Origin of the sequence: Streptosporangium canum, from assembly GCF_900113865.1 — a bacterium.
GTDB lineage: Bacteria > Actinomycetota > Actinomycetes > Streptosporangiales > Streptosporangiaceae > Streptosporangium > Streptosporangium canum.
Window position 1 is genome coordinate 19510 of record NZ_FOQY01000003.1, and the last position, 13858, is coordinate 33367.

15 protein-coding genes are annotated in these 13858 nt (G+C 71.2%); 6 read left to right on the forward strand and 9 right to left on the reverse strand.

Annotation, left to right across the window (positions count from 1 at the left end; genetic code table 11):
• Positions 1 to 76 precede the first annotated feature (76 nt).
• The 3 genes from BM085_RS04695 to BM085_RS04710 form a co-directional block, all read right to left on the reverse strand.
• Positions 77 to 1762 carry a fibronectin type III domain-containing protein gene (locus tag BM085_RS04695; protein WP_093886141.1) on the reverse strand — a complete coding sequence of 562 codons (1686 nt, stop codon included), beginning with the start codon at positions 1760 to 1762 and terminating at the stop codon, positions 77 to 79.
• Between the two features lie 8 nt (positions 1763 to 1770).
• Positions 1771 to 3348, reverse strand: coding sequence for a chitinase (locus BM085_RS04700; protein WP_143120803.1), 1578 nt, complete (start codon positions 3346 to 3348; stop codon positions 1771 to 1773).
• An 872-nt stretch (positions 3349 to 4220) separates the two neighbouring features.
• Positions 4221 to 4892: a nitroreductase family protein gene (locus BM085_RS04710; RefSeq protein WP_218158615.1), complete on the reverse strand. Its 672-nt coding sequence runs from the start codon at positions 4890 to 4892 to the stop codon at positions 4221 to 4223.
• 128 nt (positions 4893 to 5020) lie between these two features.
• Here BM085_RS04710 and BM085_RS04715 point away from each other — a divergent pair, with 128 nt between their 5' ends.
• Both BM085_RS04715 and leuE read left to right on the forward strand, forming a co-directional pair.
• Complete coding sequence (locus tag BM085_RS04715) at positions 5021 to 5518, forward strand: Lrp/AsnC family transcriptional regulator (RefSeq protein ID WP_093885801.1); 498 nt, start codon at positions 5021 to 5023, stop codon at positions 5516 to 5518.
• A 118-nt stretch (positions 5519 to 5636) separates the two neighbouring features.
• A complete protein-coding gene (gene leuE / locus BM085_RS04720) occupies positions 5637 to 6287 on the forward strand; it encodes a leucine efflux protein LeuE (RefSeq protein WP_093885802.1) in 651 nt (216 codons plus the stop codon).
• A gap of 56 nt (positions 6288 to 6343) precedes the next feature.
• Here the strand turns inward: leuE and BM085_RS04725 are convergent, their stop codons facing one another.
• Positions 6344 to 6688 (reverse strand): luciferase domain-containing protein, encoded by a 345-nt coding sequence (locus tag BM085_RS04725; RefSeq protein WP_093885803.1) that lies wholly within the window; start codon positions 6686 to 6688, stop codon positions 6344 to 6346.
• Positions 6689 to 7004: 316 nt separating this feature from the next.
• Between BM085_RS04725 and BM085_RS04730 the strand changes: the two genes are divergently transcribed.
• Positions 7005 to 7646: a VC0807 family protein gene (locus BM085_RS04730; RefSeq protein WP_093885804.1), complete on the forward strand. Its 642-nt coding sequence runs from the start codon at positions 7005 to 7007 to the stop codon at positions 7644 to 7646.
• A 161-nt stretch (positions 7647 to 7807) separates the two neighbouring features.
• Here BM085_RS04730 and BM085_RS04735 read toward each other — a convergent pair whose 3' ends face one another.
• Together BM085_RS04735 and BM085_RS04740 are read right to left on the reverse strand one after the other, a co-directional pair.
• Positions 7808 to 8698, reverse strand: coding sequence for a hypothetical protein (locus tag BM085_RS04735; protein ID WP_143120804.1), 891 nt, complete (start codon positions 8696 to 8698; stop codon positions 7808 to 7810).
• Complete coding sequence (locus tag BM085_RS04740; protein WP_093885806.1) at positions 8691 to 9014, reverse strand: hypothetical protein; 324 nt, start codon at positions 9012 to 9014, stop codon at positions 8691 to 8693. Before BM085_RS04740 ends, BM085_RS04735 begins: the two co-directional genes overlap by 8 nt.
• A 192-nt stretch (positions 9015 to 9206) precedes the next feature.
• On the opposite strand from BM085_RS04740, the gene BM085_RS04745 reads away from it, so the two are divergent.
• Entirely contained in the window at positions 9207 to 9680 is a 474-nt protein-coding gene (locus BM085_RS04745; RefSeq protein ID WP_093885807.1) for a TspO/MBR family protein, read from the forward strand.
• Here BM085_RS04745 and BM085_RS04750 read toward each other — a convergent pair.
• Together BM085_RS04750 and BM085_RS04755 are read right to left on the reverse strand one after the other, a co-directional pair.
• A complete protein-coding gene (locus tag BM085_RS04750) occupies positions 9648 to 10328 on the reverse strand; it encodes a response regulator (protein WP_093885808.1) in 681 nt (226 codons plus the stop codon). The two genes, BM085_RS04745 and BM085_RS04750, sit on opposite strands and share 33 nt — an antisense overlap.
• Complete coding sequence (locus BM085_RS04755; RefSeq protein ID WP_245789162.1) at positions 10325 to 11509, reverse strand: sensor histidine kinase; 1185 nt, start codon at positions 11507 to 11509, stop codon at positions 10325 to 10327. Before BM085_RS04755 ends, BM085_RS04750 begins: the two co-directional genes overlap by 4 nt.
• A 257-nt stretch (positions 11510 to 11766) precedes the next feature.
• Here BM085_RS04755 and BM085_RS04760 point away from each other — a divergent pair, with 257 nt between their 5' ends.
• Positions 11767 to 12396 carry a DedA family protein gene (locus tag BM085_RS04760; RefSeq protein WP_093885810.1) on the forward strand — a complete coding sequence of 210 codons (630 nt, stop codon included), beginning with the start codon at positions 11767 to 11769 and terminating at the stop codon, positions 12394 to 12396.
• A 12-nt stretch (positions 12397 to 12408) separates the two neighbouring features.
• On the opposite strand, the gene BM085_RS04765 is transcribed toward BM085_RS04760, so the two are convergent.
• The gene (locus BM085_RS04765; protein WP_093885811.1) at positions 12409 to 12810 is read right to left on the reverse strand and encodes a lipocalin-like domain-containing protein; all 402 of its coding nucleotides are present in this window, start codon (positions 12808 to 12810) and stop codon (positions 12409 to 12411) included.
• 212 nt (positions 12811 to 13022) lie between these two features.
• Here BM085_RS04765 and BM085_RS04770 point away from each other — a divergent pair, with 212 nt between their 5' ends.
• On the forward strand, positions 13023 to 13853 hold the full coding sequence (locus BM085_RS04770; RefSeq protein WP_093885812.1) for a DMT family transporter: 831 nt from the start codon (positions 13023 to 13025) through the stop codon (positions 13851 to 13853).
• Positions 13854 to 13858: the final 5 nt, after the last annotated feature.

A 13858-nucleotide genomic window follows, 5' to 3' on the forward strand; every position in this document is an offset into this window, starting at 1 on the left:
CCTCGTGCGGCTGGGTGGGGGGGGTGTCACGGGGGTACGGCCCGCACCCCGGGGGCGGGAATGCGGGCCGTACGGTCTAGAAACCTGCGGTGATCTTGGTGAACTCCCAGTCGGCCTGGGCGATGCCGCTGCAGTTCTCCTGGACGCCGCCGCCGGGGCAGGGGCGGTCACGGTTGACCGACCAGAACGCGAATCGGGTCAGGCCCTTGGACTTGGCCCAGTCGCGGATCTGGGTCCACTGCGCCGGGGAGGTCTGCTCCTGCTGGTCGGACAGGCCGTTCATGCCGGAGATGCCCATCCGGGCGTAGGCCTGCGCGTCGGTCCAGCCGTTGGCCGACTTCAGCGCGTTCTTCAGGCCCTCGGAGGCGTTGATCGTGCTCTGGTACATGTTGGCGCCGCCGCCGAAGTCGAACGGCATGATCGTGTAGTTGTCGATCGGCACGGCGAGCGCCTTGGCCTGGTTGATCAGGCGGATGCCGGGGGCCGTCGGGCCGCTGGTCGAGGTGCCGAAGGTGACGACGACCTTGACGTTCGGGTTGTTGGCCTTGACGATCTTCAGGCCGTTGAGGATCCGGTCCTGCACGGTGTAGTTCTCGAACTCGTCGGTGTTCTCGATGTCGAAGTCGACCACCGCCGGGCCGACGGCGTTGATGACCTGCTGCACGGCGCCGGCGAAGGCCGCCGGGGTGGAGCAGTTCGGGCCGAGCTTGTTGCCCTGCCAGCCGCCGAAGGAGATCTGCACGCTGCCGCCCGCGGCCTTGATCTGGTTGATGGCCGCCTGGTCGGCGCCGCCGGTCAGCGGGCGCTGCCCGTCCCAGGCCGGGTTGCAGCCGCCGCTGGACAGGATGAACGCCATGGTGAAGGACTTGATGCCGGTCGCGTTCATCACCGTGACCGGGCTGGGCGGGTTGCCCCAGCCGGTGTAGAGGTAGGGCGCGCCGTCCATCTTGCCGCCGGGGCTCGGGCAGCCGGTGGTGGTGCCGGTGACCTGGGCGCTGGAGGCGGACTCGCCGACGGAGTTGTAGGCCCTGACCGTGTAGGTGTGCGCCTCGCACGTGCCCAGGCCGGAGACGGTGGCGGTGGTGCCGGTGACCTGGGCGCGCTGGGTGGCGCCCTCGTAGACGCGGTAGCCGGTCACGGTGCCGGACGACGCGCCCCACGACAGGGAGATGCCGCCGTCGGTCGTGCCGGTGACCGACGGGGCGCCGGGCTGGCCGGGCGTGCCGCTGCCGGTGGTGGTGCCGGTGACCGGGCCGCTGACGCCGGAGAGGTTCCCGGCGGCGTCACGGGCGCGGACGGTGTAGGTGTAGGCGGTCGAGGGGGTCAGCCCGGAGTCGGTGTGGGAGGTGCCGGTGGCGGTGGTCACCAGGGTCGTGCCCCGGTAGACGTTGTAGCCGGTGACGCCGACGTTGTCGGTGGAGGCGTCCCACGCCAGCGAGACGGTCGACGAGCTCGTGCCGGTCACGCGGAGGTTGCCGGGCACGCTGGGCGCCGTGGTGTCACCGCCGCCGGTGGCGACCTTCCACAGGGCCGGGACGTTGGACGGCTCCCAGCCGGGCAGGGAGGTGTGGCCCTGGATGCATTCGTAGTCGACGCCGTTGTAGGTCACCTGGGCGCCGGTGGCGTAGGCCGTCCACGCCTGCCACTGGGGGGCGGCGAACATGGCGGCCGCCTGGGGGGCGGCGTTCGCGACGGCGGTGAGCCCGGTGAAGGTCATCGCCAGGGCGGCGAGCACGGCGAAGGCCATGCGACGTAATCTCATGAGCATTCCTAGGGGAGAGTCGCGAGATGCGGCTTGACGGTCCTGGAGAAGTTCCAGTTGTTCGAGGCGTCCCAGTTGATCGACCAGGTCATCGCGCCCCGGATCTCGGGGTAGGCGCGCGGCGGAACGAAGCTGCCGCAGCCGGTCCGGGTGGCCAGGCAGGTCAGCGCCTGGTTGACCAGCGAGGGGGCGACGACGCCGCCGCCGGCCGCGCCGGGTCCGGCGGGCAGGCCGAGCGCCACCTGGTCGGGGCGGAGGCCGTTCTCCAGCTGGATGCAGGCCAGCGCGGTCATGAAGTTGACCGTGCCCTGCGAGTAGGCGGCCATCTGGTCGCAGCCGAGCATCGAACCGGAGTTGTAGAACTGGGTGTGGACGACCGTGAGGATGTCCTTGATGTTCAGCGCGAGCTTGAAGTACTCCGCGCCGGTGGACTGCATGTCGATGGTCTGCGGGGCCATCGTGATGATGAGTCCGGCGCCCGCCTTGGCGCGCAGCGCCCGCAGCGCCTGGCCCATGTAGGTGGAGTTGAGGCCGTTCTCCAGGTCGATGTCCACGCCGTCGAAGCCGTAGCTCTGCATCAGGGCGTAGACGGTGTCGGCGAACTTCGTCGCCGCGGCGGCGCTGGCCACCTGCACCCGGCCGAGCTCGCCGCCGACCGAGAGGATGACCTTCTTGCCGCGCGAGTGGAGCGTCTGCACGTCGGCCTTGAACTGGGCGTCGGTGTAGCCGCCGAGGGAGGACGACAGGCCGGGGTCGACGCTGAAGACGACCTCACCGGGGGTGGCGGTGGACTCGCCGAAGGCGACCGCGACCAGGTCGTACTCGTTGGGGACCGCCGACAGCTTGAGCTCGACGGCGGGGTTGTCGAAGTTGTGCCAGTAGCCGGTGAGGAAGTGCTTGGGCAGCTGGCTGACGGGGCAGCCGGTGGTGGTGGCGCTCGCCGGGTCGCTCTTGGGACCCTCACCCGCGGAGTTGTAGGCCGCGACCGTGTAGGTGTGCGCCTCGCACACCCCCAGACCGGAGACGGTGGCGGTGGTGCCGGTGACCTGGGCGCGCTGGGTGGTGCCCTCGTAGACCCGGTAACCGGTCACCGTGCCGCTCGACGCCCCCCACGACAGCGCGACACTGTTCGCGCCACCCGTCGCCGACACCGCACCGGGCCTGCCGGGCGCGGTCTCACCGCTCCCACCGCCGCAGTCGGCGCCGTTGAGCTTGCAGCCCGCCGGTACGGCGGCCGCCCCGCCGGGGGTGCCGAGGAAGCCGAAGCTCACGCTGCCGCCCGCCGGGACACCGCCGTTCCACCCGACGTTGGTGAAGGTGAAGTGCTGGCCGCTGCGGGCCAGCGTGGCGTCCCAGAAGGACCCGACGTTGATCCCCGCCGGGAGGTCGAACTCGACCTTCCAGCCGGTCAGGGCCGTGGTGGAGTCGTTCTTGATCGTGTATTTGCCCTCGAAGCCGGAACCCCAGTCGCCGACCTTGACGAAGGTGGCGGAGGCCGAGGCGGCCTGGGCGGGGACCGCGACCATCATCGCCATGACGAGGGCCGCCAAGGCGACAAGAGATCGAGCGATGACGCGAAATTTCACGTTGACCTCATGAATTCGGTGGGGGGTGGCCGTACGGCCCACGCCCCCTGGGGGGGTGCTCCTCGGGGAGAGCGAGGAGGCGGGGCGCGAGCCGTACGGCGGGCAGGGCGCGGTCCCGGCCCCGCAGGAAGGGCGGGACCGCGCCGTGGATCAGCGCGGACCGTCGCCCGGCGCGGGTGGCGAGGGCGCCGTCACCGGCGGCCCCCGGGGCCTCCGCCCCGAGCGGGTCGCCTGGTCTATGGGTTCGGCTCTCCCGCCGACGGGCCCGGGAGCGTCGCGGATGTACCGCCGGCCGTTGTCGCGGGTGTGGCGGCGGCCGTTGTCGCCGGTGTGACGGCGGGACGGGACGGCGCTCGCGTCAGGGCGGCGGCGGAGCCGTTGGCGGCCGGGTGGTCGCCCTCGCTCCCGGACCTCCGGTCAGAGGTCCCGGCGGTGGCCGTGACAGCGGCGGCGTCGGCGCTGCCGGGCGGGGAGGCCCCGGAGGGAAGGCTTGCCGGCGCAGTCAGGAAGGGTAAAGGAAGGGCACGCCGCATGATCGCTCCCATGAGGGGGGAACCTGGGGGGTGTAGGACGTCCGGGTAATCGGACCTTCATGCAGTGAAGACTGCCGTCGTCGAGTTTCCGCAGCTTAAAATCTGACCGGCCGGAGGCGGGCGGGCCATGCGACCTCCTCTTCGGCATTTCTTTTAGGAAAGTTTCCTAAGAGTTGTCGTGATCGTAGCCTTGACAGACTTCCCCCACAAGGCCCAAAAGCTTCGCATTTCAACGATCCAGCTAGGCACGTTCCAACCCTCGTGCGCGACCGGAGGCGCGGGTGGCCGGGATCGGGGACGGAGGTCTCGCCCGGCCCGCCGCGCGAGACCTCCGCCGCGTCAGGCCATGGCCTCGGACAGGGGTTTGCGGACCAGGTCGGGGACCTCGGCGTCGGCGGCCGCGTACCCGATCGGGAACAGGATGTAGGGGCGCTCGTTGCCCGGACGCCCGCAGATGCCGGTCAGGAACGCCATCGGGTTCGGGGTGTGGGTGAGCGTGGACAGGCCCATCGCGTGCAGGGCGGCGATGAAGAAGCCGCAGGCGATGCCGACGCTCTCGTTGACGTAGTAGTGCTTGACCCTGGTGCCGTCGGGGCGCACGCCGTACTTCTCCGCGAAGCAGACCACCAGCCACGGCACCGTTTCGAGGTAGTCCTTGTCGGAGCCCGTCTCCAGGTGGGCCAGGGCCGAACGCCACTCCGGGGTCAGCCGCCCGCCCTCGTAGTTCTGCCGCTCCTCGACCTCGGCCGCCTCCCTGATCCGCCTCCTGGTCTCCGGGTCGCCGATCACGACGAACTTCCACGGCTGCTGGTGGGCCCCCGAGGGCGCGGTGTTCGCCGTCCTGACGGCCAGCTCGACGCACTCGCGCGGCACCGGCTCGTCGCTGAAGAACCGCACGCTCCGGCGCCGGTCCATGTGCTCGTAGAACTCCCGGCCCCGCGTCACCATCTCCGCCTCGGGATAGCGCACGGGCCGGTACGGGATGAATGGATGGGAATGTTCCCGTGCCACGTTTGCCTCCATTGTTGGCATATATGCAGGCGTAGTCTGAATTGCGGCTACAGACGAGGCAACACCGTGGTCGATCCACTGTCAGATTGACAGCGCCGGATACGGCCCGCACTCCGGAGGTGGACAGATTGGCAGCGCGGAGAGACGGGCTGGACGAGCTCGACCGCAAGGTGCTCCATCTGATCAGGGAACGTCCGCGGACCGGCCTGCTGGAGATCGCCCGCCTCCTCGGCGTCGCCCGGGGCACCGTCCAGGCCCGCCTGGACCGGATGGTCGCCGACGGCGTGATCACCGACTTCGGCCCCAACCTCTCCCCGCGCGCCCTCGGCTACCCGGTGCAGGCCTTCACCACCCTTGAGGTGGAGCAGATCACCCGCCCCGACATCTCCGCCGCCCTGACCGCGATCCCCGAAGTCCTCGAAGCCCACATCGTCACCGGCCCCGGCGACGTCTGGTGCCGCATCGCCGGACGCGACCACGAGCACATCCAGCAGGTCATCGACCAGACCCTGGCCATCCCCGGAGTACGGCGGAGCAGCACGGTGATCACCCTGTCCACCGTGGTCGCGCACCGGGTCCAGCCCCTGGCCGACGCCCCTCGGGCCGCCGATCGCCGATCGCCGTGAGCCGGTCCGGGGGGCGGGGTGAACCGCCCCCGACGGGGCGTCCGGGCCCGGCAGAGCGGCGGGCGCCTTCCGGGGAGTACGGTGATACGGATCCCGTACCGCCCCCTGGAGCACCGCTATGTTCTTCGGCATCACCGATATATGGACCTATGTCCTCGGCGCCTTCTTCATCATCCTGCTGCCCGGCCCGAACTCCCTCTACGTGCTCGCCACCGCCGCGCAGCGCGGCGTGCGGCAGGGATACCGCGGGGCGGCGGGGGTCTTCCTCGGCGACACCGTCCTGATGGTGCTCGCCGCCGCCGGGGCCGCCTCGCTGCTGCGCTCGACCCCGGTCCTGTTCAACGTCGTCAAGTACGCCGGAGCGGCCTACCTGGCGTGGATCGGGTTCCAGATGCTGCGGGGGGCCTGGCGCTCCTGGCGGGCGGCCGGGACCGCGGAGGCCGTCGCCGCGCCGGAGACGACCCTGGAGGACCCGTTCCGCAAGGCCCTGGTGATCAGCCTGATGAACCCGAAGGCGATCCTGTTCTTCATCTCGTTCTTCATCCAGTTCGTGGACCCCGCCTACGGCACGCCCGTGCTGCCGTTCCTGATCCTGGGCGCGATCTGTCAGCTTTTCAGCGTGCTGTACCTGTCGGTACTGATCTTCGGCGGGACCTTCCTGGCCGGCCAGTTCCGGGCGCGCCGCAAGCTGTCGGCCGGGCTCACCTCGGGGGTGGGCGCGCTGTTCATCGGCTTCGGCGCGAGGCTGGCCACCGCGACGCTCGGCTGACCTTGATCGCGACGCCGGCTACCGCGACGCCTGATTGACCTTGATCGCGACGCCAGCTACCGCGACGCCTGATTGACCTTGATCGCGACGCTGACGAGCGAGAGGAACAGGTCGGCGTCGGCCTTGCCCTCGATCGTCATGGTCACCCACCCGGCGTCCCTGCCGGGGGTGACCCGCCGGCAGTCGGTGAGCACCCGGGCCCACCGGTCGATCACGGCGGTGGTGAGCAGCAGCTCCACGGTGTGATCGCCCGGCATCCGGACGATCTCCCGGCCGCCGGACCGGAACCCGAGCCCCCTGCGGGTGCGTTTCAGTGCCAGATCGGGCCAGCGGATGAGCTGGGCCGCCACATTCGCGACACCCTCGGTCGACCGGTCGGACGTGTGCGCGCGCACTGCCATATTCGAATCGTCGCGGACCGGACGCCATCGGGAAAGCTCCCGTTTCCGAACCGTTACGGGCAGGCCGTTCTTCCGGGCGGGACGGCCGTCCCCCGGCCTCCCGGACCGCCCCTCCTCTCGAACGGCGGCGGGCGGGTCATGCGACATCGGAAGGTTATAGAGAAGGCATGCATTCGGTTCGGGTACGGTAAGTGGCCCGTGCACACCGGAACCACCTTCCTGTGAGCATGTATGACAAACCCGATATGTCTGGCAGCCCCCTGTCGGGGTAGGCGCGGAGCACAGCGCCGGTCATTCCACCGTCCCGTGGAGCATCATGAGCCATGCACCCGTCGTCCTCCCCCGTCTCACCGCTCTGGCCCGGCAGGCGGTGCCGAAGATCCTGGAGGGCGTCGTCGCCCCCCTCGCCGTCTTCTACGCCGCGCTGGCCGTCCTCGGTCTCACGGGCGCCCTGATCGCGGCGGTGAGCTGGGTGTACGTGGGGGTGGGGTGGCGGCTGGTCCGGCGGGTCCCGGTGCCCGGGACGATGATCCTCGCCGCCATCGCGATCACCGTGCGGGCGCTGCTGGGGCTGTGGAGCGGGAGCGCGGTGATCTACTTCCTCCAGCCCGAGCTGGGCACGATCTGCATCAGCATGGTCTTCCTGGCCTCGGTGCGGCTCAACCGCCCGCTGGTGCAGAAGCTCACCCTCGACTACATCCATCTGCCCACGGCGGTGCTGAAGCACGAGCGGGTCCGCCGGTTCTTCGCCCGGATCACCCTGCTGTGGGCCTTCGTCCTGCTGGCCAACTCCGCGGTGAGCATCTGGCTCCTGCTGCACCAGTCGATCGGCACCTATCTGCTGGTCCGCACCTCGGTCGTCGCGCTGATCAGCGGCCTGGCGGTGGCCGTCTCCCTCTACGCCTTCCGCCGCGTCCTGCGCCGCCTGCACCACGACCCGGCTCCCGCCCCCGCCTAGAAGTCCACTATGGCCTGGGCGAGGTTGGCCGCGCCGGTCAGGTGCGGGGCGCCGATGGCGAGGTCGGGGAGGGCGGCCGCGTTACGGGGGGCCGACCACGCGGCTGCCATCTCCGCGAACCGGACATCGGGCCCGTCAACGCCACTGTGCCGAGGCCCTGCCTAGATCCCGAGGACTGTGCGGATGACGTCGCGATCTTTCTCCTTCTCCGCCTGGGAAAGCAGTTCGTAGGGGCGGCGCTGTTCCTCGCTGGCCCAGGAACCGTTGCGGGCGAGCCACTTGTCGTGCACTACCGAACTCGCCTCCTCCATGAACCGCTCGCTCCGGACGTTCACGCCGCTCGCACGTGCCTCGTCGACGAGCTGGACGCCGATGCGCGCGGACTCCCGGTTCTCGCGCTGCCAGTCGGCGGGCAGGGAGCGGTAGCGGGTGTTGGCGATGTCGACCTGATCGGTGCTGTGCTTCTTGATCCAGGCTGAGTCCGTGGTGGTCTTCACCCTGGGTTCGTAGGTGTTGCCGGAAAGCTTGCGTGGCGCACGCCATCTGTCGTGGAAGCGGCTGGCGATCTTGTCGACCCTGCGGTTGGTCAAGGTCGTGGACATGCTGCGCATCAGTGCGCCGATGCGAGCGATGATCTCACGCAATCTGAACGAGAATCTGGCGGCCAGCATTCTCAGCCTGGGCAGGAGCTGGGGCGCGTGTACGGCGGCTGCGACGGCGAGCAGTCCCAACCCGGCCAGCGATCCGCCGACCCAGACCAGTACGCCTCTGGTGGACCGCAGGGTGCCGGCGGTGACCGACAGGCGGTGGGCGAGGTCGTCAGCGGTGGCGGCGGTTCCGTCGCGGCCGGTCACGTGGGCGTTCGCCGCGTCGGCGGCCGGACCGCTGTTCGCCGAGGCGAGCCGGAGGACTTGCCTGCTCTCGGTGGCGAGTGCCTGGTGACGTGCGGCGGCCCCGTCCAGTTCGGTGATGTGCCGATCGATGGCGTCCAGGTCAGGCAGGGGCGGGACACCCAGCAACGCCAACCCGCTTGCTACGGCCTGCTCAGTCACGCGTGCCCGCCGTCGCGCGTGAGCTGTCGATGAGCTCGCCGTTGGCGAGTTCGGTTCCCGTGTTGACCACCGCCATGGCGATCTGTCCGGCTCCGGCGTGATCGAGCGAGTCGGCGAGCTGTTCGCACGAGGCGTGGAGACTTGCCGTGAGCTCGCGGTAGCCGGCGGCGAATTCTTCGTACGGCAATGGCGCCTCGCCGGCGAAGCTCAGCCCATTGACATACGCCGTATGTTCGCCGGCCAGTCTGCTCATCGCCCTGCCGGAGGAGTCACGCCCGTCCGCGTCGATCGTGATTCCGGTTGTGCTCCCGGTCATCCCGCGATCCTCTTGAGAACATCCCAGTTCGTTGAAGGGGCACCGCCTTTCAGCATGATCGCAGCGAGTGTAGACGAGCGAGGGGTCACAGTCGATGGCGGGTGGTAGTGAGCGGCCGATCCCCCGCAGCGGGATCGGCCGGACGGAAACCGCTGGGCGGTAGGGACACGAAGAGGAGGGCAGGGAGGTGTCATGGTCATCGCACAACAACCGAAACGCTGGGCGGGGCTTCCGGTCTTCGCCGTCGCGCTCGTCCTGGTGGCAGTGGTCGGATCGCTGTCGGCGGTCAACGCCGGCGGCGAGTACCTGGCGCTGGAGCGCCCGCCGTGGGCGCCGCCGCAGTGGCTGTTCGGCCCGGCCTGGACGGTGCTCTACATCATGATCGCCGTCTCCGGCTGGCTCGCGTGGTCGGCACGGGGCTGGACGCCCGCGCTCGGCGTCTACGCCGCCCAGCTCGTCCTCAACGCGGCCTGGACCCCGCTGTTCTTCGGCGCCGGCCGGTACGGCCTGGCCTTCGCCGAGATCGTCGTGCTGTGGGCGGCGATCGCGGCCACCATCGTCCTGTTCCGGCGGATCAGCCGGGTGGCCGCCTGGCTCCTGGTGCCCTACCTGCTCTGGGTCACCTACGCGGCCTCACTGAACTTCGCCATCTGGCGGCTCAACTGAGTCGAGCAGCCCGGCCTCGTGGGCGAGGATCGCGACCTGGACCCGGTTCCGCGCCCCGAGCCGGGTGAGGATCGCGCTCACGTGGGCCTTGACGGTCCCCTCCACCAGGTAGAGGCGGCGGGCGATCTGCCCGTTGGACAGCCCCGCCCCCACCAGGGCCAGCACGTCGCGCTCCCGCGGGGTGAGGGCGGCCACCTGCTCGCGGGCGGCCACCACGCGGGTCATCCGGCCGCCGGTGAGCTGGGTGATGACCCGGTGCGCGACGCGCGGCGAGAGATAGGCGGCGCCCTCGGCGACGGCGTGGATCCCGGCCAGCAGCTCGCGCGGGTCGCCGGACTTGAGCAGGAACCCGCCGGCTCCCTCGCCCAGCGCCCGGGCGATGTAGTCGTCCTCGCCGAAGGTGGTCAGCATCACCACCGCGGTGCCGGGCGCGATCCGGCGCAGCTCGGCGAGCGTCGCGAGCCCGTCCATCCGGGGCATCCGGATGTCGAGCAGGACGACGTCGGGGCGATGGCTCAGGACGAGGTCGATCGCCTCCCGCCCGTCGCCCGCCTCCGCGACCACCTCGATCTCCGGGTCGGCGGCCAGGATGGCCCGCACCCCGGCCCGGATCATGGTCTCGTCGTCGGCCAGCAGCACCCGGATCATGTCGCCCCATCCTCGCAGGGGAACCGGGCGACGACCCGGAAGCCACCGCCGCTCGATCCCGATTCAAACGTGCCGCCCGCCAGCCGTACGCGCTCGCGCAGCCCTATCAGCCCCAGCCCGCCGCCCCGGGGGCGGCCGGCCGGCGCCTGGGCCGCCTGGTTGGTCACGGTCACCGTGATCCCGGCGGCGGCCCGGAGAACCTCGACCGCCACCGCGGAGCCGGGGGCGTGCTTGGTGGCGTTGGTCAGCGACTCCTGCACGACCCGGCAGGCCGTACGGTCCCGCAGCGACTCCAGCCCGCGCAGCTCCACCCGGAGGCCCGACTCCCGGGCCCGGTCGACGATCTCGGCGACGCTCTCCTCCGGCGGGGCCAGCGGCGCCCGGTCGTCCTCGCGGAGCACGCCGATGACCCGGCGCAGGCGCTCGGTGGTCTCGGCGGTGGCCTCGCGGAGCTCTCCGGCCGCTTGGCGGTGCCGTTCGGCCAGGTCGGGCGCCATCTCCAGGGCGGCGGCGCGCAGGGCGATGAGCGCGAGGTCGTGGCCGAGGGAGTCGTGCATGTCCTGGGCGATGCGGTTGCGCTCGCGGAGCTGCGCCTGGGCGGCGACCAGGCGCCGCTCGCGGGCGTGCTGCCCGGCCCGCTGCCCTGCCAGCCTGCCGATCAGCCACGGCAGGAGGCTGGAGAGCAGGACGCCGGACAGGGCGGGGATCCAGAGCTCCGTGGTCGTGACATCGGGTCGCGGACCGCAGGAGGAGACGAGGGCCAGGGCCGTGCCCGTACCCAGGATCGCGGTGAACGCCAGCTTCGCGGGACGCGGGTCCGCCGCCCGGCGACCGGCCTGGTAGGAGAACACGACGATCCCGAGGGTGAGCCCGTTCAGCGGGCCCAGCTTGGTCATGCCGTCGAGCCGCCAGAGCTGGGCGGTGGCCAGGCCGTCGGCGACGCTCCACGAGCCCAGTGCCAGGACCAGCAGCATGGCGGCCAGCGGGGCCTGGCGGCTCACGAGCACGGCGAACCCCAGTGCGATCACTCCGGCGACGGCCACCAGCAGCGACACCAGGCCGGTGGCCGGCTCCCACCAGGGGGGGACGGCCGGGGCCAGGAACGCCGGCAGGCAGAGCAGTGCCCAGAGCAGCAGATCACGCCGGATCTCCCGCCGGCCCGGCCGCCTCGTCAACCTCATCACGACTGTGACGGTACAAGGACACCCGGCCGAGCGTCTCCGCCGGAGGTATCGGACCTCCCCTGACGAAAGTAGGGGGGTGGGACAGCCGATCGCGTGATGTGACGGCCCCTGCCCGGTTCCTAGGTTCGTCGGGACGGATCCCTGAGGCCTCTCAGGGGCGGCGTCCACCGGTTTCCGGGGCCTCCCCCGATGCCCGGAGCCCGGTGGGTCGCCAGCGTGCTGTCAGAGATCCCCGACACCATAGGAGCGCGGCTGTGACACAGGCCATTTTGGACACCCTGCACGATGTGATGACCTCACCCTGGATCTATCTGGCGCTGTTCGCGCTGGCGATGCTCGACGGGTTCTTCCCCGTGGTGCCCGCCGAGACGTCCGTCATCACGGCGGGGGTGTTCGCCGCCTCCACCGGCGCGCCGAACCTCGCGCTGGTGATCGTGGTGGCGGCGGTGGGCGCGTTCGCCGGTGACCACATCTCCTACGCCATCGGGCGCACCACCAACCACCGGCTGCGCGGCGGCAGGCGGAGCGGCAAGGCGTTCGCCTGGGCGGAGAGGGCGCTGGCCGAGCGGGGCGGGCTCGTGCTGGTGGTGGCCCGCTACATTCCCGGCGGCAGGACCGCCTGCACCCTCACCATGGGCGCGGTCGCCTACCCCCGGCGCTCGTTCGCCCTCTTCGACGGCCTCGCGACCGTCTCCTGGGCGCTCTACTCCGCGCTGATCGGCTACGTGGGCGGCGCGGCCTTCGAGAACGACCCGGTCAAGGGCCTGCTGCTCGGCCTCGGCATCGCCCTGTCGATCACCGCGGTGGCCGAGACCGTCCGGCACGTGCGGCGCCGCCGTACCACCGGGGAGCGGGAGGCGGTCCTCGCCGGCTCGCGTGGCTGACCGCCGCGTGGCTCACCCCCGCCGCCAGATCAGGGTGTGCCATCCGCCGTCCTCGACGGCGGCCAGGATGAGCCGGTCACCCTCGAAGTTCAGCTCGTGGATCTGGATGGTGCCGCTGACGGCCGGATCGAGCGCCATCTCGACGTCGTGGGCCACCTGGCCGTCACGGGCCTCGTACCGGCCCGAGCAGCAGAAGAACGACGCGAACGCCTCGGCCCGCTCCTGGGGACACGCCTGCCGGGGGCCCCCTCCGCGCAGCGGGGGGCGTCCGGCCCGCGCGACGGTCGCGCTCATGTAGCCGTCGGAGGTGTAGCAGAGCAGGCCCGTCGCGTCGCGGCCGAAGGGGTGGGAGATCCGACCGCCCGCGTGGGCGATCCGCCACTCGACCAGCCGCCAGGCTCCGACCAGATCCATGCCCGCGAAACTACGATAATCGAAGCCAGCAGGTCAACAGCCCCGACCTTGATATCAGGGATTTCCCGTCCAAGTCAGGGAGATCCCCTATGGCTCCGGCACTGACCGGCACGGGACGCTGCCACTGGCCCACCGCACGACCATCCCCGGATGCCTCCGCGAGGCGTCTCGGTCATCTCGCCATGTCTTGATCTGCTCTGAGAGGAGTGCGTATGACTGTCTTGGCAGCCGGCCTGGCATTGCTGGGATCGCTGTTCTTCGCACTCGGGGCCGCACTGCAGCAGTTCGAGGCCGCGAGCGCGGCCCCGGCCACCCTGCGCCGCCTGGTCAGGCGTCCTCGCTGGCTGCTCGGCGGCCTGGCCGTCGCGGCCGGCACCGCCCTGCACGTCGTCGCACTGAAGTACGGCCCGCTCACGGTGGTCCAGCCGATGGGCGTGGCCAGCCTCCTGTTCGCCCTGCCCTGCGCCGCCGCCCTGCGGCGCCGCAGGCCGCAGCCCGGCGAGCTCGCCGCCGCGGCGGTGATCGCGATCGGGCTCATCGGCCTGGTGCTGGTCGTGCCCGAACACACCGGCGAGCCGCGCCTCGGCACCGGAGGGGCGGTGGCCCTGCTCGCGGGGGCGGCCACCGCCGCCCTGGTGCTCTGGGCCGCCGCCCTGCAGGCGCCCCCGGCCAGGCGGGCCGGCCTGCTGGCGATGGCGGCCGGGGTGCTGTACGGCGCGACCGCCACGCTCACCCGGGTCCTGGTCGACGGGGACTGGGAGCCGTGGTTCCTGCTCGCCGTCCCGCTGCCCGCCCTGATCGCGCTGGCCCTGCTGCAACGCGCCTACGCCGTCGGCCACTTCGGCGTCGCCTTCGCCGCCCTCCAGGTGGCCGACCCTCTCACCGCCGTCGCCTTCGGGGCCCTCCTGCTCGGCGAGCCCCTGCCGACCGGCGCGGCGAGCACGCTGACCGCGCTGGCGGCGGGCGCGCTGACCGCCGCCGGAACCGTCGCCCTGGCCCGCACCACACCGATGTCCCCCATCTCCCTGCCGGCCGGCCGATGAACGTC